This window comes from Pengzhenrongella phosphoraccumulans, assembly GCF_045689905.1.
GTDB classification, from domain to species: Bacteria; Actinomycetota; Actinomycetes; order Actinomycetales; family Cellulomonadaceae; genus Pengzhenrongella; species Pengzhenrongella phosphoraccumulans.
Map to the genome: position 1 here is coordinate 3,854,368 of NZ_CP144210.1, position 22,247 is coordinate 3,876,614.

At 72.9% G+C, this 22,247-nt stretch carries 19 protein-coding genes; 15 read left to right on the forward strand and 4 right to left on the reverse strand.

Annotated features, from left to right (window positions below; all coding sequences use genetic code 11):
- Positions 1 to 90 precede the first annotated feature (90 nt).
- On the forward strand, positions 91 to 294 hold the full coding sequence (locus tag VTA80_RS17825; protein WP_130101214.1) for a cold-shock protein: 204 nt from the start codon (positions 91 to 93) through the stop codon (positions 292 to 294).
- Between the two features lie 7 nt (positions 295 to 301).
- Here the strand turns inward: VTA80_RS17825 and VTA80_RS17830 are convergent, their stop codons facing one another.
- Positions 302 to 1,162, reverse strand: coding sequence for a spermidine synthase (locus VTA80_RS17830; RefSeq protein WP_407342421.1), 861 nt, complete (start codon positions 1,160 to 1,162; stop codon positions 302 to 304).
- A 184-nt stretch (positions 1,163 to 1,346) separates the two neighbouring features.
- Here VTA80_RS17830 and VTA80_RS17835 point away from each other — a divergent pair, with 184 nt between their 5' ends.
- Genes VTA80_RS17835 through VTA80_RS17845 form a run of 3 tightly spaced genes read left to right on the forward strand, consistent with a single transcriptional unit; the run spans position 1,347 to position 3,531 of the window.
- The gene (locus tag VTA80_RS17835) at positions 1,347 to 1,796 is read left to right on the forward strand and encodes an SAV_6107 family HEPN domain-containing protein (protein WP_407342422.1); all 450 of its coding nucleotides are present in this window, start codon (positions 1,347 to 1,349) and stop codon (positions 1,794 to 1,796) included.
- Between the two features lie 10 nt (positions 1,797 to 1,806).
- A complete protein-coding gene (dinB, locus tag VTA80_RS17840; RefSeq protein WP_407342423.1) occupies positions 1,807 to 3,120 on the forward strand; it encodes a DNA polymerase IV in 1,314 nt (437 codons plus the stop codon).
- A 12-nt stretch (positions 3,121 to 3,132) separates the two neighbouring features.
- Positions 3,133 to 3,531 carry a DUF3040 domain-containing protein gene (locus VTA80_RS17845; protein ID WP_407342424.1) on the forward strand — a complete coding sequence of 133 codons (399 nt, stop codon included), beginning with the start codon at positions 3,133 to 3,135 and terminating at the stop codon, positions 3,529 to 3,531.
- A gap of 22 nt (positions 3,532 to 3,553) precedes the next feature.
- Here the strand turns inward: VTA80_RS17845 and VTA80_RS17850 are convergent, their stop codons facing one another.
- From VTA80_RS17850 to VTA80_RS17860, 3 genes are read right to left on the reverse strand one after another with little or no spacing between them, the layout of a single operon-like run.
- Entirely contained in the window at positions 3,554 to 5,740 is a 2,187-nt protein-coding gene (locus VTA80_RS17850; protein WP_407342425.1) for a transglutaminaseTgpA domain-containing protein, read from the reverse strand.
- Positions 5,737 to 7,032, reverse strand: coding sequence for a DUF58 domain-containing protein (locus VTA80_RS17855; protein ID WP_407342426.1), 1,296 nt, complete (start codon positions 7,030 to 7,032; stop codon positions 5,737 to 5,739). Before VTA80_RS17855 ends, VTA80_RS17850 begins: the two co-directional genes overlap by 4 nt.
- A 23-nt stretch (positions 7,033 to 7,055) precedes the next feature.
- A complete protein-coding gene (locus tag VTA80_RS17860) occupies positions 7,056 to 8,057 on the reverse strand; it encodes an AAA family ATPase (protein ID WP_407342427.1) in 1,002 nt (333 codons plus the stop codon).
- 364 nt (positions 8,058 to 8,421) lie between these two features.
- Between VTA80_RS17860 and mraZ the strand changes: the two genes are divergently transcribed.
- From mraZ to murC, 11 genes are all read left to right on the forward strand, one after another.
- Complete coding sequence (mraZ, locus tag VTA80_RS17865; RefSeq protein WP_407342428.1) at positions 8,422 to 8,913, forward strand: division/cell wall cluster transcriptional repressor MraZ; 492 nt, start codon at positions 8,422 to 8,424, stop codon at positions 8,911 to 8,913.
- Between the two features lie 180 nt (positions 8,914 to 9,093).
- Positions 9,094 to 10,089 carry a 16S rRNA (cytosine(1402)-N(4))-methyltransferase RsmH gene (gene rsmH, locus VTA80_RS17870; RefSeq protein ID WP_407342429.1) on the forward strand — a complete coding sequence of 332 codons (996 nt, stop codon included), beginning with the start codon at positions 9,094 to 9,096 and terminating at the stop codon, positions 10,087 to 10,089.
- A complete protein-coding gene (locus VTA80_RS17875; protein WP_407342430.1) occupies positions 10,086 to 10,511 on the forward strand; it encodes a hypothetical protein in 426 nt (141 codons plus the stop codon). The genes rsmH and VTA80_RS17875 overlap by 4 nt, the downstream gene beginning before the upstream one ends.
- A gap of 89 nt (positions 10,512 to 10,600) precedes the next feature.
- The gene (locus tag VTA80_RS17880) at positions 10,601 to 12,418 is read left to right on the forward strand and encodes a peptidoglycan D,D-transpeptidase FtsI family protein (protein ID WP_407342431.1); all 1,818 of its coding nucleotides are present in this window, start codon (positions 10,601 to 10,603) and stop codon (positions 12,416 to 12,418) included.
- Between the two features lie 44 nt (positions 12,419 to 12,462).
- On the forward strand, positions 12,463 to 14,058 hold the full coding sequence (locus tag VTA80_RS17885) for a UDP-N-acetylmuramoyl-L-alanyl-D-glutamate--2,6-diaminopimelate ligase (protein ID WP_407342432.1): 1,596 nt from the start codon (positions 12,463 to 12,465) through the stop codon (positions 14,056 to 14,058).
- Entirely contained in the window at positions 14,055 to 15,518 is a 1,464-nt protein-coding gene (murF, locus tag VTA80_RS17890; RefSeq protein WP_407342433.1) for a UDP-N-acetylmuramoyl-tripeptide--D-alanyl-D-alanine ligase, read from the forward strand. Before VTA80_RS17885 ends, murF begins: the two co-directional genes overlap by 4 nt.
- Positions 15,515 to 16,597, forward strand: coding sequence for a phospho-N-acetylmuramoyl-pentapeptide-transferase (gene mraY / locus VTA80_RS17895; protein ID WP_407342434.1), 1,083 nt, complete (start codon positions 15,515 to 15,517; stop codon positions 16,595 to 16,597). The genes murF and mraY overlap by 4 nt, the downstream gene beginning before the upstream one ends.
- The gene (gene murD, locus VTA80_RS17900; RefSeq protein WP_407342435.1) at positions 16,597 to 18,066 is read left to right on the forward strand and encodes a UDP-N-acetylmuramoyl-L-alanine--D-glutamate ligase; all 1,470 of its coding nucleotides are present in this window, start codon (positions 16,597 to 16,599) and stop codon (positions 18,064 to 18,066) included. The genes mraY and murD overlap by 1 nt, the downstream gene beginning before the upstream one ends.
- Positions 18,066 to 19,406 carry a putative lipid II flippase FtsW gene (ftsW, locus tag VTA80_RS17905; RefSeq protein ID WP_407342436.1) on the forward strand — a complete coding sequence of 447 codons (1,341 nt, stop codon included), beginning with the start codon at positions 18,066 to 18,068 and terminating at the stop codon, positions 19,404 to 19,406. Before murD ends, ftsW begins: the two co-directional genes overlap by 1 nt.
- Positions 19,403 to 20,590, forward strand: coding sequence for an undecaprenyldiphospho-muramoylpentapeptide beta-N-acetylglucosaminyltransferase (gene murG, locus VTA80_RS17910; RefSeq protein ID WP_407342437.1), 1,188 nt, complete (start codon positions 19,403 to 19,405; stop codon positions 20,588 to 20,590). The genes ftsW and murG overlap by 4 nt, the downstream gene beginning before the upstream one ends.
- Positions 20,587 to 22,095, forward strand: a complete 1,509-nt coding sequence (gene murC, locus VTA80_RS17915) for a UDP-N-acetylmuramate--L-alanine ligase (RefSeq protein ID WP_407342438.1) — start codon at positions 20,587 to 20,589, stop codon at positions 22,093 to 22,095. The genes murG and murC overlap by 4 nt, the downstream gene beginning before the upstream one ends.
- Positions 22,096 to 22,247 lie beyond the last annotated feature (152 nt).

A 22,247-nucleotide genomic window follows, 5' to 3' on the forward strand; every position in this document is an offset into this window, starting at 1 on the left:
TGCCCGTCGGAGTCGTTCGGACTCCCAGACAACGGTGTCGGGCAGCGGGTCCGGTCATCGAAGCCCCAGATGGACAGAAGGACACAGAACATGGCACAGGGTGCTGTCAAGTGGTTCAACGCTGAGAAGGGCTTCGGGTTCATCGCCCAGGACGGCGAAGGCCCCGACGTATTCGTCCACTACTCCGCGATCGAGAGCCAGGGTTACCGCTCGCTCGACGAGGGCCAGCGCGTCGAGTTCGAGATCACTCAGGGACCGAAGGGCCCGCAGGCAGAGCAGGTTCGCCCGCTCTGACCCAGACTCAATCGACCGTCGAGGCCCCGTCCGATCTGGACGGGGCCTCGAACGTGTCACGGGCGACGTCGTCGGCTACGTGGTCCGTGGCGACCGGGCCGTCCGTGCGCGGCACGGCGTGGCCGACGAAGGCGGTGAGGTCCTTGCCGTGGAGCAGCCGGGTCGGGGCCGGGAGCGAGCGGATCGCCCGGGCGAGACCGGCTGACGCGAGCAGCCCCGGCGCCTGGGTCCCGGCGAGCACGAGGTTGCCGTAGCGGCGCCCGCGGAGCTGGCCCGGTTCGGCGGTCGCCGCGACGTCGGCGAACACCGCCCGTAGCGTCGCCAGCTCCGAGCGCGCCTCATCGAGGGGTGGACGGTCGGCGCAGTTGGCCAGGTAGATCCCGCCGGGCCGCAGGACACGTGCGACGTCGCGCGTGAACTCGATCGTCGTGACGTGCTCAGGGGTTGCCGCGCCGGCGAAGACGTCGCGGATGATCACGTCCGCGCTCGCGGACGGCAGCCCCGCGAGCTCCGTCCGCGCGTCCCCGGTCCGCAGCTTGAGCAGCGGGGCACGCGGCAGGTCGAACCAGGTCCGCACGAGGCTGACCAGGGCAGCATCGAGCTCGATGGCCAGCTGGTGCGAGCCGGGCCGCACCGCCTGCACGTACCGGGCCATGGTGCAGCCCGCGGCGCCCAGGTGGATCACGCGCAGCGGCGCGCCGGGTTCGCCGAGCCGGTCGATCACGGCCGCCATCTGCTGCATGTACTCGAACTCGAGCCGGGTCGGGTCGGCGAGGTCGAGGTGCGAGCTCGGCACCCCGTTGAGCACGACCGTCACCCCGTCGGGATCGTCGCGATCCCGGTGCAGCTCGACCGTTCCCGTCGACACCACCAGGGGTCCCTCGGGCAGCTCGGGAGCGGATGTCAGTGCCCGGTGCGAGGCTGGACGTGCTCGCCGGCTTGCTGAACCGCTGCGATCGCCCACGGCTCAACGGTAGGCGATCGCGACCGGGGGTCGTGCAGCCTTGACGAACGTCGAACGTGTGTTCGACAATGAGGGGGGAGGTACCGCCATGAACCGAACCGTCCACGCCGCACCGCTGCCCGCCACCGCCGTCGATCTGATGGCGCGGGCCGATGCCGAGCTGCTCGCTGCGCAGTTCTCGTCCGAGGCCGGCGAACGATTCGTCCACGCCCACCTGGCGTCCCTGCGCGCGGCTGCGGCCGTGCTGGCGGTTCGTGGACGGCCGACCGGCCGGCGAGCGGTCCGCACCGTGTGGGAGATGCTCGCGGCCGTCGCACCCGAGGTCGAGAGCTGGTCGGTGTACTTCGCCGCCGGCGCCGCGGGACGACGCGCGGTGGAGGCGGGCCGCTCGGACGCGGTCGACGCGCAGCGCGCCGAAGAGGTGCTGTGTGCGGCGGAAGACTTCCTCGACGAGGTGCGTGCCCTGCTCGACACCGCGCCGGTGACCACTCCGGGCGGCGAGGGTCGCCGCCAGCTGCTCTCGGTGCGGGCCTCGTGAGCGGGCTGCGATGAGCCGCGCGCCGCGATCCGCGCTCGTCAAGCGCGACTGGGGCTCCCAGGAGGATGGCTGCTCGATCCTGCACGTCGACATGGATGCGTTCTTCGCCTCGGTCGAGCTTGCGCGCCGACCTCACCTGCAGGGCAAACCGGTGATCGTCGGCGGGTCCGAACGCTCGGTCGTGCTGGCGGCGACCTACGAGGCGCGCGCATTCGGCGTGCACTCGGCGATGCCGATGCAGATCGCCCGTCGCATGTGTCCGCAGGCCGTCGTCGTGCCGCCGGACATGGCCGCCTACCGCGAGGTGTCGACCGCCGTCATGGAGCTGCTCAGCGAGGTCACGACTCTCGTCGAGCAGGTCAGCGTCGACGAGGCGTTCCTGGACGTGTCCGGGGCTCGTCGACGGCTCGGACCGCCGACGGTGATCGCGGCGGGGATCCGCCAGCGGGTCTACGCGAACCATGGCATCACGTGCTCCGTGGGGATCGCCGGCACCAAGTTCGTGGCCAAGCTGGCGTCGCAGCACGCCAAGCCCGACGGCGTGCTGCTCGTCCCGCGGGCCGCGACCGTGGAGTTCCTGCGTGCGCTCCCCGTCGGCGCCCTGTGGGGCGTGGGGGAACGGACCGAGGCGTCGCTCGCGCGCTGGGGCCTGCGCACCGTCGCCGAGCTGGCTGACAGCGACGTGAGCACCGTCCAGCGGGCTGTGGGAAAGGTCGCGGGGGCGCACCTGCACGACCTGGCCTGGGGACGTGACCCCCGTCCTGTCTCGCCGGGCCGGATCGAGAAGAGCATCGGTGCGGAGGTCACGTTCCCCGTGGATGTCGCCGACCTCACAGTCGTGCAGACGCAGGTGCTGGCGCTGGCCGACCGGTGCGCGGCGCGGCTGCGAGCCGAAGGGATGGTCAGCCGCACGGTGAGCATCAAGGTGCGGACCTCGGACTTCCGGACCCTCACGCGCTCTCGGACCCTGCCGACGCCGACGGAGGTGGGCCGCGAGATCTACCTCGCGGCGCGCGAGCTGCTCGCGGGCGTCGATCTGGACGGATTGCCGATCCGGTTGGTGGGGGTTCGCGCCGAGGGTCTCTCACCGGCGCGGACAACACCCCAGCAACCGACCCTCGAGGAAGCCGTCGGCGGGATGGGGCTCGCCCGACGGGACGCAGAGCGCGCGATGGACCTCGTCCGGGACAGGTTTGGGTCCGGATCGATCCATGCAGCGTCATCGACAGGCCCGAAAGAGACCAATTTGGATGGTCGACCCCCCATCAACTATCGCGGCAGCGAAACGGGACCTATCCTGAACGAGACAAGTCCCAGCGGGTAATGCGGAGGTAAAATGCCTCTCTCCGAGTACGAGCAACGTGTACTGGAGCAGATGGAGCGACAGCTCACGTCTGACGACCCCCGGCTCGCGAGCACCCTGCAATCCCGCGGTTCCCGTGGGATCGCTCGGTGGGTCATCGCCGGCTCGGGTTTTACTGTGGGTCTCCTGGTGCTCGTGGCGGGTGCGGCACTCTCGCAGCTCTGGCTCGGGGTTATCGGATTCCTCCTCATGTTCGCCGCAGCGGTCTACGCGTTCGCGGTGCCGAGATCGTCTGGCCCGGTCGGGGTGGTCGATTCCAAGGGTGGAGTGACGCCTCGCTCTGGCGCGAAGGCGAAGAAGAAGCAGACTGGCGGTCTGATGAAGCGATTTGAGGCGCGTTGGGATCGGCGCCGCGACGAGGGCGGCCGGTAGGTCGCGCGTCAGTTCGGACCGCTCAGTTCGAGGGGACCGTGACCGGCACGGGTGCGGTGATCTCTCGCAGCACGATCGTGACGAGGTTCTCCAGCTCCGAGCGATCCCGGGCGTGGGGGTTCGGCGCGTAGCGCACGTCCTCGACGGCGAGGGCAAGGTCACGCAGTGCGGCCTGTGCCTCGGTGCGCATCGCGGAGCCGTTGCGGCGCTCCAGCTCCGCCGTGACGAGGTCCACGACCTGGCGTGGGGTGCGGGCGTCGCTCCAGGTGATGCCCGCTGCCGCGAGACGGGTGCGCAGGTGCCCCCACGCCACCTCCGAGCCGGGTTCGTTCGTGCCCGCGGGCCGACGGCGCCGGGCAAGCCAGGTCAGCAGGCCGATGGCGACCACCGTCACCAGTGAACCGATGCCGATGGCGAGCCCACGACTCGTCTGGGCCGTTGCCGTGGGCGCGGCCGCCTGCGGCGCGACGGTGGGCGAGGCGCTCGGAGTGACGCCCTGCGCGCGCGGGTTCGGCTCGGGCACCGGGGCTACGCCCGCGCCGGCAAACGGATCGGCCCAGCGGGGCGGGGCGCCGGACTGGATGGCAGGCGTGGGCTCGAACCGTATCCAGCCGCTGTCGGGGAAGTAGAGCTCGGGCCACGCGTGGGAGTCCCGACCGGTGACGACCTGTTCGCCGCTGTCGGCCAGCGAGCCGGGCAGGAATCCGACGGCGAGCCGGGCGGGGATCCCGAGCGTGCGGGCCATCACGGTCATCGCGGTCCCGAACTGCACGCAGTAGCCGATCTTGCTCCCGAGGAAGTCCCAGACGGCGTCGTCGCTCTGGCCCGCGGGCACCTCGGTCGAGTAGGTGAAGTTCTGGGTGTTGCGGAGGTAGCTCTGCAGTGCGAGAGCTTGGTCGTAGTGGTTGGTGAGCCCGGCCGTGACCTCCGCGGCGGTCGCGGTGACGTCGCCCGTCCGTGAGGTCTGCGGTACCGCGAGGTACTGGTCGAGGTCGGCGGGGAAGTCCGTGGGGGCGGCGCGCAGGGTCTGCGCCGAGATGTCGAGGAGCTCGGTCCGGATCGAGTACTCGAGGCCGGGGCCGGTGGTGCTCCCGCGAACGACCTCGTCGCGCTCGGCGTCGTAGGTCCAGTCCTGGGCGTCGACCGTCCGTGGCATGACGGGCACGGGCAGTCGTTCTTCCTGAAGCCCGGCGATCCGTACGGTGACCTCGGACACGATCGGCTTCGCCTCCTGCGCAGGACGGTTCGCGAGATCGCGCGCCGGCCACAGCAGGGCGTCGTCCGCCGCGATCGAGGACGGGCGGTCGTCGCGCGACCAGTTCTCCCCGTCGAAGTCTCGCAGCGTGAACACGCGCAGCGGGCCGACCGTGACCGGGTCGGCGCGGTAGGTCAGCTCGACCTCGTTCGACCGCGCGCCCAGGCTGTCACGCAGGTCGAGGTCCTGCGCGAGGCGCAGTGAGCCCGCCGACACCGACCCGAAGTCCGGCACGCGGATGGACGCGAAGCCGGGCGCCGCCACCGAGACGGGGCCGAGCACGATCGCGGCGACCGTCACCGTGGCGGCGCCCGCCACGGCCGCACCGGTACGTCGGCTCGCGTCCCGTCGCCCTCGCGAGCCCCGTGACCCGGGTGCCGGTGCGGCCGTCAGCGCGAGCAGCACCAGGTAGCCGGCGGCCGTCCCGATGAAGGCCCAGACGCTGACGGTCTTCTCGAGCGCGATCGCGGGGAGCCAGAGCGCGAGCAGCACGAGGCCGGACCAGGCCGGCGCCGCGAGCCCGAGCGCGACGAGGTCGACGAGCAGGAGCACGAGCAGCGCGCCGCCGACCACCAGCAGCTCGAGCTCGGGGGATTCCTGCGCCGGGGGACGGGCAGCATCGACGTACGCGAGCCCGGCGCGCAGCGTGTCGCCCAGGCGGCCAAGGGAGGCGCCGTTGGGCAGTGCCTGGAAGCGTCCGGGCGGGCTCGCGTAGGCCGCGAGGATCCCGAAGACCGTCGCGACGAGCCCCACGAGCGTCGGCGCCCACCAGCTCCGCGTCAGGGCGCGGACCCCGGCGAGGAGGGCGGCCAGGACGGTCACGCTCGCGACGGCGACCGTGAACCACCGACCGGGCTGGATGAGGGGGGCGAGCGAGTACACGCTGGCGGACACCGCGAGAGCGCACAGCCCACCCGCGACCCAGGTGCGCAGCCCGCGCGGGACGTCGCTCATCGGTCGGTCTCGAGCAACCGGCGCCAGCAGTCGCCGACGCCCTCGCCCACGGCCGCCGGGACGGCTCGCCAACCCGCGCGTCGCAGGTCGTCGAGCGTGCGTTCGGCCTCGCGGCGGGCGGCGCCGTCCGCGGTGGGCAGGCGCACGATGGCGAAGGCCTCGCTCACGTCGCTCACGCGGGCGAAGGCGTCGCGGGCGGGCGCCGCCAGTGCCCCGATCACCGCGAGCACGAGCGCCGAGCCGCCGCCGGGAGCGGTCAGCTCGCGCGCGACCGCGAGCAGGTCGTTCGACGCGTCGACGGTGGTCGGGGCCGGTTCGAGGTCCACGGTCAGGTTCAACAGCTCGATCCGGGCCGTGTCCGCTGAGCCGTCGCGCAGGTGGTGCAGCCGCACGGCGGAGTCGATGGTGCTCCCGTCGTCGTCGGATCGCCCACCGAGCAGACGGACGGGGTGCCCGGCCTCGAGCAGCGCGAGCCCCATCGATGCCGCCAACGAGATGGTCCACTCGATCCCGGGGCGATCGGTCGGCAGGTCGATGAGGACGCTCGCGGGCCTCGGGCCGGCGCGCTCGTCGCTGCGCACGAGCAGCTCCCCGCGTCGCGCCGAGCTGGCCCAGTGAACCCGGCGCAGGTCGTCGCCCACGCGGTAGTCGCGCAGCGCGGCGTCGTCGCTCGACGGTGTGCGTGCGCCGAGGGCTACCCGGTCGGGCTCGCCCACGAGCGAGCCGCGCGGCAGGGGCAGCTCGACGACCTCCGGCCAGACGGCGACCTCGGCCTGCTCCCCGAGCGTCGCGCGGGTCCGTACGACGCCGAACGGATCGGTCCGGCGCACGACGAGCGGCCCGAGCGGCCAACGACCGCGGCGGGTGGGCTGGATCGGGTAGGTGAGGGTGATCTGGCCGGCCGCCCGAACGACGCGGGCCCGCAGGGTCAGCCCACCGGAGAGCTGGGTGGCGGCCTGCTCGCCGAGGTGCAGCTCGGCGAGACGCGCGCGCCCGGACAGGTCGGACGCGCGGATCTCGACCCGAGCGGTGGCGGGCGAGCCCACCGAGACCGGGTTGGGCCGGGCCGAGCGGTGCACGCGCAGGGGGTGGCGGCCGCCGGTCGGATCGACCGCCAGCAGCCAGAGGGCGCCGGTCAGCACGACCAGCGGTCCGAGCAGCCCGAGGCGGGTGAGGTCGGCCGAACCGATGCCGATGCCGAGCGCCGTCACGGCGCTGCCCGCACCCGCGAGCCCCCAGCCGCGCGCGGTCGGGCGCAACCAGGGCAGCGTCGGCCAGCGCAGTCGCCGCACAGACCCGAGGTTCGTCGTGATGATCAGCCCGTCGCGCGGCGGGTTCGGGCGGTGGCCTCGGCCGGCGGAACGGCCGTGCGGGCGACGACGGCGCGCAGCACGTCGACCGTCGTCCGACCGGCCAGCCGGGACTCCGTGCTCGGGAGCAGCCGGTGCGCGAGGACCGGCTCGGCGAGGGACTGGACGTCGTCGGGCAGGACGTGGTCCCGGCCCGACATGGCCGCGAGGGACTTCGACGCGCGCAGCAGCTGGATGGCAGCGCGGGGCGAGGCGCCCAGGCGCAGGCCGCTGTCGTCGCGGGTCGCGCCGACCAGGTCGACGATGTAGCGCTTCACGGCCGGCGAGGCGTACAGGCGCCGCGCCGTGGCGATCAGGCGTGCGACGTGCGCGGCGTCGGTCGCGGGGCGCAGGTCGACGAGCGGGTCGGCCACCTCCTGCCGGTCGAGCATGTCCAGCTCGGCGTCGCGATCCGGGTAGCCGACCGTGAGTCGCGCCATGAACCGGTCCCGCTGTGCCTCCGGGAGCGGATAGGTGCCCTCCATCTCGATCGGGTTCTGGGTGGCGATCACGAGGAACGGTCGCGGCAGCGGATAGGTGATGCCGTCGATCGTCGCCTGGGCCTCCTGCATGCACTCGAGGAGCGCCGACTGCGTCTTGGGGGAGGCGCGGTTGATCTCGTCGCCGATCACGATGTTGGCGAACACCGGTCCGGGCCGGAACTCGAACTCGTGGGTCTGGGCCCGGAAGATGTTGACGCCCGTGAGGTCGCTGGGCAGCAGGTCGGGGGTGAACTGGATCCGGCCGACCGTGCAGTCGATGCTGCGAGCGAGGGCCTTGGCCAGCGTGGTCTTGCCGACCCCGGGCACGTCCTCGAGGAGCAGGTGGCCCTCGCCGAGGAGGACGGCGACCGTGAGACGGACCAGCTCCGCGCGGCCGCTGATGACCTGTTCGATCCCGGCCCGGATCTTTTCAGCGGTCTCCACGAGCTCGTCGAGCTCGGTGGAGGTGGGTACAGCCTGAAGCATGTCGACTCCTTTGGCGGACTGACCCGAGCCTAGGCGACGAGGTACCGCCGGGCGACGCCACTTGCGGGGGTAATCGCTTCGCCTGGCCCGTCCTCCACCTTCCTCCACCGGGCCCGCCACCAGCCCCGAATCAGGCGGGGCTGGTGGCTGCGACGAGCCATTTGGGCGAAATGGGTGGGCGCGCACGTGGCGGATTGCGAGTCGGGATCCCTTTGGTCCGATCCGGGGGCCAGTTCGGCTCAAAACCCCTCCACTTTGAGCCACCTCTTTCACCTGCACCGACGTACCGCTAGTCGGGTGAATCGGGCTGCTGATCCGTTGACGGTGGAGGGAAGTGGAGTATTGTGGAGGCACTTGGTGAGGGATGGACGGCGAGGGGAGGTCGGCTCAGGTGAGCGACTTCCTCGGCGGCGGACAACCGACCTTTCTGGGCACTTACACGCCCCGGCTGGACGACAAAGGGCGCCTGATCCTTCCCGCCAAGTTCCGGGGCCAGCTCGCTCCGGGGTTCGTCATGACCCGCGGGCAGGAGCACTGCCTGTATGTGCTGCCGTTTGAGGAGTTTCGTCGGATGCACGACACGATCGGCGAGTCGTCGGTCACCGACAAGCAGGCGCGGAACTACTCGCGCGTGTTCCTCTCCGGTGCCACCGATGAGCTTCCTGACAAGCAGGGCCGGATCTCGATCCCGGCGCCGCTGCGCGTGTATGCCGGCCTCGACCGCGACGTGGCCGTGATCGGTGTCGGCCGCCGGGTGGAGATCTGGGACCTCGCAACCTGGGAGTCCTACCTCGCCGCGGAGGAAGGCAACTACGCGGACGCATCCGAGGGGGTGTCGTCCAACCGGACCCTCTGAGCTTTTCGCGGCGCGTTCCTCGCACCGCCCGGTGAGGTCTCCTCCCGCCCGCTCTGGCGCACTTCCCCGGTGCCAGAAGGTCGGTGGGGGACCTGGTCGGACGGCGGAGGGGTCGTCCGGCCAACAACGTGCACCAGGTACAAGCCCCACCCGCACCACCCAATCCACGAAGGACGACCGATGACCGAACCGCGTGAGACCTCTGACCGGCACACGCCGGTCATGCTCGCGCGCTGCGTGGAGCTCCTCGCTCCGGTCCTCGACGTGCCGGGTGCGGTGATGGTCGACTCCACGCTCGGCATGGGGGGCCACACCGAGGCGGTGCTCGAGGCGTTCGGCGGGGTCCGGGTGATCGGTCTCGACCGGGACCCGCAGGCCCTCGAGCTGGCGGGACGCCGGCTCGCCCGCTTCGGTGACCGGTTCACCGCGGTGCACGCGGTCTACGACGAGATCGGTGACGTCGTGCACCGGCAGCTCGGCCTGCCCGCCGTGCAGGGGGTCCTGATGGATCTCGGGGTCTCCTCGCTCCAGCTCGACGAGGCCGAGCGCGGGTTCTCCTACGCGCACGACGCCCCGCTCGACATGCGGATGGACCCGACCACGTCGCTGACGGCCGCCGACGTCCTGAACACCTACGCCGAGGCCGATCTGGTCCGGATCCTGCGTGACTACGGCGAGGAACGGTTCGCCCACCGCATCGCGAAGAACGTGGTGGCGGCGCGCGAGCGTGCCCCGATCGCGCGCACCGGCGAGCTCGTGTCCCTGCTGCGCGCGAGCATCCCCGCGGTGACCCGCAAGACCGGGGGGCATCCCGGCAAGCGGACGTTCCAGGCCCTGCGCATCGAGGTCAACGGCGAGCTCGAGTCCCTCGAGCGGGCCCTGCCCGAGTCGATCGAGGTACTCGAGGTCGGGGGCCGCATCGTCGTCGAGGCCTACCACTCGCTCGAGGACCGGCTCGTGAAGCGGGCGTTCGCGGCTGGGGCGCAGTCGAGTGCACCGCTCGGGCTCCCGGTCGAGCCCGAGACGCACAAGCCCTACCTCAAGCTGCTCACCCGCGGTGCGGAAGAGGCCTCGGCCGAGGAGCGGGAGTCGAACCCCCGGTCTCAGTCGGTCCGCCTCCGCGCCGCGCAACGCCTTCGTCCCACGCCCGCCCACCTTCTGGGGAGGTCCTCATGAGCGCCCTTCCGCAGTCCTACTCGCCCGGCCAGCGGTCGTTCGAGCCCGCCCTCGTCCCCGAGCGCGCACGATCTGAGGCGCCGCGCCTGCGCATCGTGCGGGCACCGTCGCACGCACGCACGCGGGTGCCGTTCGTCCTGCTGTGCATCGCCATCCTGGTGGGTGCGCTCCTCGGTGCGCTCGTGCTCAACACGTCGATGGCCCGCGGCGCGTACCAGGCCCACGACCTGCAGATCAAGCTCGCCCAGGAGGCCCGCACCCAGCAGGAGCTCACGTCCCAGCTCCTCGCGCACAAGGCTCCCGGAGCGCTGGCCGCCTCGGCGCGGGCACTCGGCATGGTCCCCGTGCCCGAGCTGGCCTTCCTTCGGCTGTCCGACGGCGCGGTGCTCGGCTCCCCGACCCCCGCCGGGGCCGGGGGATGACCGGGCCGGTCCCCACGGGTGCCGGTCAACCGGCACCTCGCCCGCGCGCACGGCGTGCGGTCCAGCCCGGCTCTGCCCAGCCACGCGCGGTGCGCACGCTGCGGTCCGACGCGGCCCGGGTCGTCGTCCGGCGTCCGCGGGAGACCGTCCTCGCCCCGAGCCGCGCGGCCCGGCCCGAGCAGCGGCACAACGCGCTGCTCGTGTTCGTGCTCGTGGTGCTCGTGGTCTTCGCCGGTCGCCTGGTCTACGTCCAGGGGCTGCGCGGGCAGGCGGTGGCCGCCGAGGCGCTGAGCGAACGCATGTCCACCGCGCGGCTGCCCGCCGCCCGCGGCGAGATCACCGACGCGAACGGCGTCGTGCTCGCCACCTCGGTCGAGCGCTACACCATCTGGGTCGACCAGACCGAGGTCGCGGACTGGAAGCGGACCTCTAACGGATCCGTGCAGGCCGAGGGAGCCGCGGGTGCCGCGGCCGAGCTTGCCGCGCCGCTCGGGATGGACGCGGCCGAGCTCGGCGCCCAGCTCGCCGGCGACAAGCGGTACGTGGTGATCAAGCGCGACGTGCTGCCCGAGGTCTGGCGGGCCGTGCGTGAGCTCGCGATCACCGGCGTGAACGGTGACCGGGTCCCGCAGCGCGTGTACCCCGCCCGCGCGGTGGGCGGCAACATCATCGGCTTCGTCAACCGCGACGGCGTCGGCCAGGAAGGTCTCGAGAGCGCGCTGAACGACTCGCTCACCGGAACCGACGGCCGCTACACGTACGAGCGCGGCCGCGGCGGGCAGGAGATCCCCGGCGGCAAGCGCGAGGAGGTTCCCGCCGTGGCCGGGCAGGACGTCCAGCTCACGATCCTGCGGGACCTGCAGTGGAAGGCCCAGGACGAGCTCGACAAGGCCGTCGCGGCCACGGGGGCCGACTCGGGCTCGGTCATCGCGGTCTCCGTCAAGACCGGGGAGATCCTCGCCATCGCGGACTCGGGCACGGTCGACCCCAACGATCCGGGCGCGACCAGTGCCGATGCCCGCGGGTCACGAGCGCTGGCCAACGTCTTCGATCCCGGCTCGACCGCCAAGGTCATCACGATGTGCGCCGCGATCGAGACCGGCGTGGCCACACCGCTGGACCGCTGGGAGGTCCCGGACCACTACACGACCGCGAACAACCAGACCTTCAAGGACTCGCACCCCCACGAGCTGCTCAAGCTGACCACCACCGGCGTGCTCGCCAAGTCGTCGAACACCGGCACGGTGATGATCGGGCAGAACATCCCCCAGCAGGTCCGGTACGACTACCTGTCCAAGTTCGGCTTCGGGACCCGGACCGGGGTCGAGCTGGCGGGGGAGTCAGCCGGGATCCTGCACCCGTCGGACAAGTGGGACGGCCGCACCAAGTTCGCGGTCCTGTTCGGCCAGGGGCTCTCGGTGAACGCGTTGCAGGCGACCCAGGTCTTCGCGACCATCGCGAACGGGGGCATGCGCATGCAGCCCCACATCATCAAGGGGACGACGGGGGCCGACGGCACGTCCGTCGCAGCCGCCCCCGCGACCGCCACGAGGGTCGTGTCGGCCGAGACCGCCGCCACCGTGCTCAAGATGATGGAGAGCGCGGTCGACGAGGGCACCGGATCAGCCGCAGCGATCCCCGGCTACCGTGTCGCGGGCAAGACGGGGACGGCGCAGACCTGGGGTCTGGGTGGGACGACCGGGATCACGGCGTCGTTCATCGGCGTCGCCCCGGCCGACAACCCGGCCATCGCCGTCAGCGTCGTCATGAACAACCCGCGCACCTCAGAGTGGGGCGGGGTGGTGGCCGCACCCGTGTTCAGCGAGGTCGCCGGCTTCGCGCTCCAGATGCTCAAGGTGGCACCGAGCGGCTCCGTGCCCGACCTCTTCCCCATCTCCTACGAGTGACCGGCCAACCGGGGGCCGCGGCAGTCCACGGTAGATTCACCCCCATGACACCCCCCTTGGGTCGAATGCGCCCTTCGCATCCAGCTACCCACGGGATCGCCGACCTCACCGGCGCGTTCGCCGTCCGCCTGGCGACCTCCACCGCACCCTCCGCGCTCGCCGATGTCACGTTCACCGGCATCACCGTCGCCAGCTCGGCGACCGAGCCCGGCGACCTGTTCGTCGCACTGCACGGCCTCAAGGCCCACGGCGCGACCTATGCGGCCGGGGCCGTGGCCGCGGGAGCCGTCGCGATCCTCACCGACACGGACGGTGCGCGCGTGTGTGCCGCTCTGGTGCCCCCGCTCGGGGTGCCGGTCCTGGTGGCCGACGACCCGCGCGCCCTGCTCGGCGACATCTCGGCCTGGGTCTACGGCCAGCCCGCGCACGGCCTCGAGACCGTGGCCGTGACCGGCACGAACGGCAAGACCACCACGACCTACTTCGTGGACGCCGCGCTGCGCCGCGCCCATGCCATCACGGCCGTGCTCGGCACGGTCGAGCTGCGGATCGGCGAGGACGCGGTCGAGAGCCCGCGGACCACGGTCGAGGCTCCCGCGCTGCACGCTCTCCTTGCGCTGGCCACCGAGCGCGGCGCCACGGCCGCGACGCTCGAGGCCTCGAGCCACGCGCTGGCGCTCGGGCGCGTGCACGGCCTCACCTTCGACGTCGTCGGCTTCACCAACCTGCAGCGTGACCACCTCGACTTCCATGGCGACATGGAGGGCTACTTCACCGACAAGGCGCGCCTGTTCGCGCCCGAGCAGGCGCGCCGCGGCGTCGTCGTCGTCGATGACGCGTGGGGCCGCCGGCTCGTGGCGCAGGCCCGGATCCCGGTCGAGTCCGTCGCGACCCACGTCGGCGCGCCCGAGGGCGAGACCGCCGACTGGGCCGTCGTCGCCGCGACGATCGGCCTCGACGGGGTCGGCTCGACCTTCACCCTGCGCGGGCCCGACGGCGTCCTGCACGCCGCCTTCAGCCCGTTGCCCGGGCTGGTGAACGTCTCGAACGCCGCGCTCGCGATCGTGCTCGCGCTGCGGGCGGGGGTGACGCTCGACGAGGCGATCGCCGGCGTCGGCTCGGCCCATGCGATCCCCGGCCGGATGGAGCGGGTGATCGAGCGGACCGACGGCTGGCCGCTCGCCCTGGTGGACTACGCCCACACGCCGGACGCGCTCGAGCTCGCGCTCCAGGCGGTCCGGCCCATCACGCCGGGCCGGCTGTTCATCGTGTTCGGGTCCGACGGCGACCGCGACATGGGCAAGCGCCCGATCATGGGTGCCACCGCCGCGCGCCTCGCGGATGTGCTCATCGTCACCGACGAGAACCCCCGCTCCGAGGTGCCCGCGCAGATCCGCGCGGAGATCCTCGCCGGGGCCCGGGCCGAGCGCCCGTCCGGGGTCGACATCCTCGAGGCGAACTCGCGCGACGAGGCGATCCGCCTCGCCCTGAGACTGGCCGACGACGAGGACACCATCATCATCACGGGCAAGGGCCACGAGCCGACCCAGGAGATCGCCGGCGTCTTCCACCGGTACAACGATCGTGACGTGCTGAAAGCGGCCGTGCGCGAGGCCCTGGCGTCGGGGTTGACCGAGTGATCGCGCTCACCGCAGCCGAGGTCGCCGCCGCGACCTCAGGTCGGCTGTACCCGGCGACGGTGGCACCGGCGCTGATGGTGCACGGCCCGGTCGTCGTGGACTCGCGCGAGGTCGCGCGCGGCTCGCTGTTCGTCGCGCTCCCGGGCGAGCACTCCGACGGGCACGACCACGCCGTCGCCGCGATCGCCGCGGGTGCGGTGCTCGTGCTCGCCTCGCGCGAGCTGACCGGTCCCGACGGACCGGTGCCGAGCGTCATCGTGGCCGACGTCGAGGTCGCGCTCGGCGAGCTCGCGGCCGCCGTCCTGGTCCGGCTGCGGACCGACGACGAGCCGGGGGACACCCCGCTGAGCGTCGTCGGCGTGACCGGTTCGGTCGGCAAGACGACCACCAAAGACCTGCTCGCGCAGCTGCTGACCCCCACCGGTCAGACGATCACCCCGGTCGCGTCGTTCAACAACGAGATCGGGCTGCCGCTGACGATCCTGCGCGCCGACGAGGGCACGCGCTTCCTGGTCCTCGAGATGGGCGCGAGCGGGATGGGGCACCTGACCTACCTCACAGGCATCGCACCGCCCGACATCGCCGTCGTGCTCGCCGTGGGCAGCGCCCACGTCGGGGAGTTCGGCGGGATCGAGGCCGTCGGCCGGGCGAAGGCGGAGATCATCGCAGGCCTGGCCCCGTTCGGCACCGCCATCCTCAATGCCGACGACCCGCGCGTGGCGGCGATGGCCGCGATCGCCCCCGGGGACGTCGTCACCTTCGGCAGCTCGGTGGGAGCCGACGTCCGGGCCACCGGCTCCACGGTCGACCGGGCCGGTCGGGCCTCGTTCACGCTGAGCTCGGGTGGCCACGAGGCGCCCGTCGCGCTCCGGCTGGTCGGGGAGCACCACATCTCCAACGCCCTCGCCGCGGCGACCGTGGCTCTGCGCCTCGGGGTGTCCCTGGCCGACGTCGCCGAGCGGCTGTCGTCGGCCGACGCGCTCAGCCCGCACCGCATGCACGTCGTGGAGCGCGCCGACGGCGTGACCGTGATCGACGACTCGTACAACGCGAACCCGGACTCGATGCGCGCGGCGCTCAAGGCGCTCGCGACCGTCGCCGGGCGCGACCGGCGGTCCGTGGCGGTGCTGGGCGAGATGCTCGAGCTGGGCGACACGTCGCGCACCGAGCACGAGGCGATCGGCCTGATGGTCGTGCGGCTGAACGTGTCCCTGACCGTCGTGGTCGGCGCCGGGGCGCACGCGATCGCCGACGGCGCCCTCCTCGAGGGCTCCTGGGGGGACGAGGTCGCCACCGCCGACGACGTCACCGCCGCGGGGGACTACCTGGAGCAGGAGCTCCGGCCCGGTGACGTCGTGCTGGTCAAGTCGTCCTACGGCTCGGGCCTGTGGCGCCTCGGGGACCGACTGATCTCGCCGGACGCCCCGGCGGCCAGCTTCCCCGGGGAGCCCGTTCGATGAGGGCGGTACTGATCTCGGGTGGCCTCTCCCTCCTGCTCGCGCTGCTGGGCACGCCACTGTTCATCCGCTACCTCGTCCGCAAGCAGTACGGGCAGTTCATCCGGCAGGACGGTCCGACCGCGCACTTCACCAAGCGCGGCACGCCGACGATGGGCGGCGTCGTCATCATCGCGGCGACCGTGCTCGGGTGGGCCGGGGGCAGCGTGCTCACCGGGAACGTCCCGAGCGCCTCCGCGTTGCTCGTGCTGTTCCTCATGGTCGGGCTCGGCATCGTCGGCCTCCTCGACGACTACATCAAGATCTCGCGCCAGCGCAGCCTCGGGCTGAGCGCGCGCTGGAAGATCGCCGGCCAGGGGCTCGTCGGCGTGACCTTCGCGGTCGCGGCGGTGCAGTTCCCGAACGAGAACTTCCGCACGCCCGCGTCCATGCGGATCTCGTTCATCCGGGACACCGGGATCGACCTGGCCTTCGCCGGCCTGACCATCGGGCTGATCCTGTTCGTGCTCTGGGCGAACTTCCTCATCACGGCCTGGTCGAACGCCGTCAACCTCACTGATGGGCTCGACGGGCTGGCGACCGGCGCGTCGCTGGTCGTGTTCGGTGCCTACGTCATCGTGTGCGTGTGGCAGTCGAACCAGACCTGCCAGAAGCTGCTCACGGCCGGTCCGCGCTGCTACGAGACGCGTGACCCGCTCGAGCTGGCGGTGGTCGCCGCGGCGATCACCGGTGCCTGCTTCGGGTTCCTGTGGTGGAACGCGAGCCCGGCCAAGATCTTCATGGGGGACACCGGGTCGCTCGCGCTCGGCGGGGCGCTCGCGGGGCTGTCGATCCTGTCCCGGACCGAGATCCTCGCCGCCATCCTCGGCGGGCTCTTCGTCGTGATCGTCATGTCCGACGTCATCCAGATCGGGTTCTTCAAGATGACCGGGAAACGGGTCTTCAAGATGGCACCGCTGCATCATCACTTCGAGCTGTCGGGGTGGGGCGAGGTGACGATCGTGATTCGGTTCTGGCTCATCGCGGGCCTGTTCGTCGCAGCCGGGGTCGGCGTGTTCTACGGCGAGTGGGTCGCCGGCTGATGCAGCCCAACGAACGCGAGCCGTTCGAGGACCCGACTGATCTGACCGGCCGACGGGTCGTGGTGGCCGGCCTGGGCATGTCTGGGCGGGCGGCCGTGGTCGCTCTGTCCGCGCGCGGCGCCGTCGTCGAGACGGTCGACGCGCGCCAACCGGACGCCGACGCCGCCGACGCCGCCACCTTCGTCGCTGAGGGCCGGTTGGACCGCGCGGACCTCGTCGTCGCCTCGCCCGGCTGGGCTCCGTCGAACCCGCTGCTCGCGGCGGCGGTCGCGCGCGGCCTGCCGGTGTGGAGCGAGGTCGAGCTCGCCTGGCGGTTCCGGGCCCAGCGGCCGGACGGCGCCGGACCGGCCCCCTGGCTCGCGGTCACCGGCACGAACGGCAAGACGACCTGCGTCGGCATGCTCGAGTCGATCCTGCGCGCCGGGGGCGAGCACGCGCTCGCCGTCGGCAACGTGGGCGTGCCCGTCGTGGCGGCCGTCGCCGACCCGACCCTCGACGTCGTCGCGGTCGAGCTGTCCAGCTTCCAGCTGCACTTCACCCGGACGATGTCGACCCAGGCTGCGGCGGTGCTCAACGTGGCACCCGACCACCTCGACTGGCACGGCTCGTTCGAGGCGTACACGCACGACAAGGGGCGGGTCTACTCCCAGGCCCAGGTCGCGTGCGTGTACAACGCGGCCGACCCGCTCACCGAGCAGCTGGTCCGCGACGCCGACGTGCGCGACGGCGCCCTGGCCGTCGGGTTCACGCTCGGCACCCCGGGCGTCGGCCAGGTCGGGCTCGTCGAGGACGTGCTCGTGGACCGGGCCTTCGCCGCGCTTCGGCACACCCACGCGATCGAGCTGGCGACGCTCGACGACCTCGCGCACCTCGGCAGCGCCGACGCGGTCGACCCGCGGTGCGGCTCCGTGCCGTCCCACGTGGTGGCCGACGCGCTGGCCGCGGCCGCGCTCGCGCTCGCGCACGGCGTCGACCCGTCCGCCGTCCGGGCGGGCCTGCGGGCGTTCGCGCCGGGAGCCCACCGGATCCAGACGGTCGCCACCGTGGACGGCGTGCCGTACGTCGACGACTCCAAGGCGACCAACGCGCACGCCGCGGCCGCGTCCCTGGCGGCCTTCTCGCCCGGCACCGTCGTGTGGCTGGCCGGCGGGCTCGCCAAGGGGAACACCTTCGACGAGCTCGTGCTGGCCCGGCGCGACCGGTTGCGCGCGGTCGTGCTGATCGGCGTCGACCAGCAGCCGCTGCGCGAGGCGCTCGCCCGACACGCGCCCGAGGTTCCCGTGGTCTGCATCGATCCCGGCGAGACTGGGTCGGTGATGACTCGCGCCGTGGAGCAGGCCCACCGGTTCGCCCGGCAGGGCGGCACCGTGCTGCTCGCCCCCGCGTGCGCCTCGATGGATCAGTTCACGTCCTACGCCGAGCGGGGCGACGCGTTCGCTGCTGCTGCTCGCGCCCTCACGGTGCACTGATGACCCAGGCCGCCGGGATGCGTCGGGAGAGCGGCCCGGCGCGCGCCATCAGGGCTGTGCGAGCAACCTCGCCACAACGGAAGGCGAAGACCGCGCGCGCCCCCGGGTCGCGGCTCGGCCAGTGGAACAGCGTCGTGACGAGCTACTACCTGCTGACCGGGGCGACCGCGATCCTGGTCGTGCTCGGTCTGGTCATGGTGCTGTCCAGCTCGAGCGTCGAGTCGCTCGCCGCCGACAAGTCCGCGTACACCGAGTTCGCCAAGCAGGCCCGCTTCGCGCTGATCGGGCTGCCGCTGCTGTGGATCGCGTCCCGGCTCCCGTTGCGGTTCTACAAGCGGGCCGGCTGGCCGCTGCTCGGGGCCGCGGCCTTCCTGCAGCTCATGGTGGTCTTCTTCGGGATCTCCGCGAACGGCAACCGCAACTGGCTCGCCGTCGGCCCGGTGATCGTCCAGCCCGCCGAGGCCGCCAAGGTCGCCCTCGCGCTCTGGCTCGGCGTCGTGCTGGCCCGCAAGCAGCCCCTCCTGCACGAGTGGAAGCACGCCGTGATCCCGGTGCTCCCGATCGCGGGGGTGCTCGTCGGGCTCGTGCTGGTCGGCCAGGACCTCGGCACCGCGATGGTGCTCATGCTGCTGGTCGCCGGCGCGATGTTCATCGCCGGGGTTCCCCTGCGGATCTTCGCCGTGGTCGGGGGGTTCGTGGCGCTCGGGGTGGCGTTCCTGGCCACCACCAGCAACAACCGGGTCGCGCGGATCACGTGCTGGATGAGCAACACCTGCGACCCGACCGACGGTGGCTACCAGACCCTGCACGGCACCTGGGGCCTGGCCACGGGTGGGTGGTGGGGCCTGGGGCTCGGGCAGAGCCGTGAGAAGTGGTCCTACCTGCCCGAGGCGCACAACGACTTCATCTTCGCGATCATCGGTGAGGAGCTCGGCCTCGTCGGCACGCTGCTCGTCCTGGTGCTGTTCACGCTCCTCGCGCTGGCGATGAGCCGGGTGATCCGTCGGCACCCGGACCCGTTCGTCAAGATCACGACCGCCGGCATCGCCTTCTGGCTCATCGGCCAGGCTCTCATCAACATCGCCGTCGTCATCGGGCTCGCCCCGGTGATCGGCGTCCCGCTCCCACTCGTCTCCGCCGGAGGATCCGCCCTCATCATGTCCATGGCAGCAATCGGCATCGTGATCTCCTTTGCGCGCGCGGAACCGGGGGCGACCGAGGCCTTGGCCGCGCGTCCCGGGGTCGTGCGCCGCTCGCTCGCCGTGATCGGCCGGTCGGGTCCCAGTGCCGGTGCGCAGGCGCGGCCGGGCTCGGTCCGTCCGGGGACGTCGCGGAGGTGACCGCGGCGGACGCGGTGTCCCCCCGAGCGCAGGACCGCACCTTCCGGCTCACCTCGGTGCTGCTCGCCGGCGGTGGGACGGCCGGGCACGTGAACCCGTTGCTCGCGGTCGCCGAGGAGCTGCAGCGGCGCGACGGCGCCACCCGGCTGACGGTGCTCGGCACCGCGACCGGGCTCGAGGCCGAGCTGGTCCCCGCGCGCGGGCTCCCGCTCGCGCTCGTGCCGCGGGTGCCCCTGCCGCGACGCCCGACGCTCGACTGGTTCCGCCTGCCCGGCCGCCTGCGCGCCGCGGTGCGCGCCGCCGGCGCGGCGATCGACGCGGGCGACGCGCAGGTCGTGATCGGTTTCGGCGGGTACGTCTCGACGCCCGCCTACCTCGCGGCCCGGAGCCGCAAGATCCCCGTCGTGGTGCACGAGGCGAACGCGCGCCCGGGCCTGGCCAACCGGCTCGGGGCCCGCTGGGCGGCGGAGGTCGCCGTGACGTTCCCCGGGACGCGCCTGACCCACGCCCAGGTGGTCGGCATGCCGCTGCGCGCTGCCGTGGCCGGCCTGGTCGACCAGTGTGCGGGCGATCCGACCGGTACCCGAGACCGGGCGCTCGCGACGCTCGGGCTCGCACCCGAGCGTCCCGTGGTGCTCATCACCGGCGGCAGCCTCGGCGCCGCCCACCTCAACGATGCGATCGCCGCCGTCGCCGGCGAGCTGATCGCGGCCGGCGCGCAGGTGCTCCACCTGACCGGTGCGGGCAAGGCCGAGGCCGTACGCGACGTCGTCGGGCAACTCGACGCCGCCGACCGCGAGCACTACCACGTGCGCGAGTACCTGGCCGAGATGGAGCAGGCCTACGCCGTCGCCGCGCTCGTCGTGTGCCGGTCCGGCGCGGCCACCGTGAGCGAGCTCGCCGCGCTCGGCCTGCCCGCGGTGTACGTGCCGCTGCCGATCGGCAACGGCGAGCAGCGGCTCAACGCCGCCCCGGTCGTGGCGGCGGGCGGCGGCCTGCTCGTCGACGACGCCGACCTCACCCCGGCCTGGCTGCGCGCGCACGTGCTGCCGCTGCTGCACGACGGGGCAGCCCTGGCCGCGATGGGACGGGCGGCTGCCTCCGTCGGGGTGCGCGACGGAGCAGCGCGCGTCGCCGACCTGGTCGAACGCGCCGCCGAACGTGCCGCACGGGGGTCGAAGTGAGCGCCCCGACGGTGCCGCTGGCCGACTTCGGGCGCACCCATCTCATCGGCGTCGGCGGCGCGGGGATGTCCGCGATCGCCGCGCTGCTCGCGGCGCGCGGCCTCGAGGTGAGCGGTTCCGACGCGCGCGAGGGGCCCGCCTTGGCGGGGCTCCGGACCGCCGGGGTCACGATCTGGGTGGGTCACGACGCCGCCCACGTCGCCGGCGCGCAGACGGTCGTGGTGTCGACGGCCGTCCGCGAGACCAACCCCGAGCTCGCCCACGCCCGCGTGCTCGGCCTGCGGGTCCTGCACCGGTCCCAGGCGCTGGCTGCCCTCATGGCCGATCGGCGATCGATCGCCGTCGCCGGGGCGCACGGGAAGACCACCACGTCCGCGATGATCGCGGTCGCGCTCGCCTCCGCCGGGCTCGACCCGTCGTTCGCCATCGGGGGCACCGTGCTGTTCGAGCTGCCCGTTGCCGTCGATCCCGGGAGCCACCCCGCACCCGGGCCGCTCGGCGGCGCGCACGACGGCGTCGGTGACGTCTTCGTGGCTGAGGCCGACGAGTCCGACGGCTCGTTCCTCGCCTACGCGCCCACGATCGCCGTGGTGACGAACGTCGAGCCCGACCACCTGGACCACTACGGCACCCGGGAGGCCTTCGAGCAGGCGTTCGAGGAGTTCGCCACCCGGATCGTGGCCGGCGGGGCCCTGGTCGCCTGCGCCGACGACCCCGGTGCGGTCCGACTCGTCGCCGCCGCGCGCGCGTCGCTCGCCGCTCGCGGCGCCCAGGTGCTGACCTACGGCGTGGCGCCCGACGCCGACGTCGTGGTCGAGCGGTACCAGGCCGCGGGTGCGGGATCTACCTTCGGCCTGCGCACCGCGCACCCGGCGCTGCGCGGCGCCGGCGTCGCCGTGGTCGACGGCGTGCTCGAGCTGGACCTGCACCTGGCGGTGCCGGGCGCTCACAACGCGCTCGACGCAGCGGCCGCCTGGATCGCCGCGCGGCTCGTCGGGGTCGAGCCGGAGGTCGCCGTGGCGGGCCTCGGCGCGTTCCGCGGGACGGGTCGACGGTTCGAGGAGCGGGGGAGCGCCGCGGGGGTTCGTGTCGTCGACGACTACGCCCACCACCCGACCGAGGTCGCCGCCCTGCTGCGCGCCGCGCGGCCGGTGGCGCGCGGCGGCCGGGTGCTGGTGCTCTTCCAGCCGCACCTGTACTCCCGCACCCGCGCGTTCGCGACGCAGTTCGCGCGCGCTCTCGACCTGGCCGACGCCGTCGTGCTCACCGACATCTACGGCGCACGCGAGGACCCTGACCCGACGGTCACGAGCGCGCTGATCACCGACCAGGTGGCGACCCCGGGCAAGGCCGAGCTGGTGCCCGACCGGATGGCGGCCGCGCGGCGCATCGCCGAGCGCGCCGAGCCGGGCGACCTGGTGCTCACCGTCGGCGCGGGGGATGTCACCGAGCTGGCCCAGGTGGTGCTCGAGGCCCTGGCGACGCGCCAGGGTCCACCGCGATGACCCCGAGCCGGCCGGGGCGACCCATCCCGGGCCGCCGTCCGTCCGGCCCGTCGTCGTCCGGCCCCGCTCGCGCGCCGGCCCCGAAGGCTGCGGCTCCGAAGGCTGCGGCTCCGAAGACCTCCGCCCCCAAGGTGCCCGCCCCCAAGTCGCTC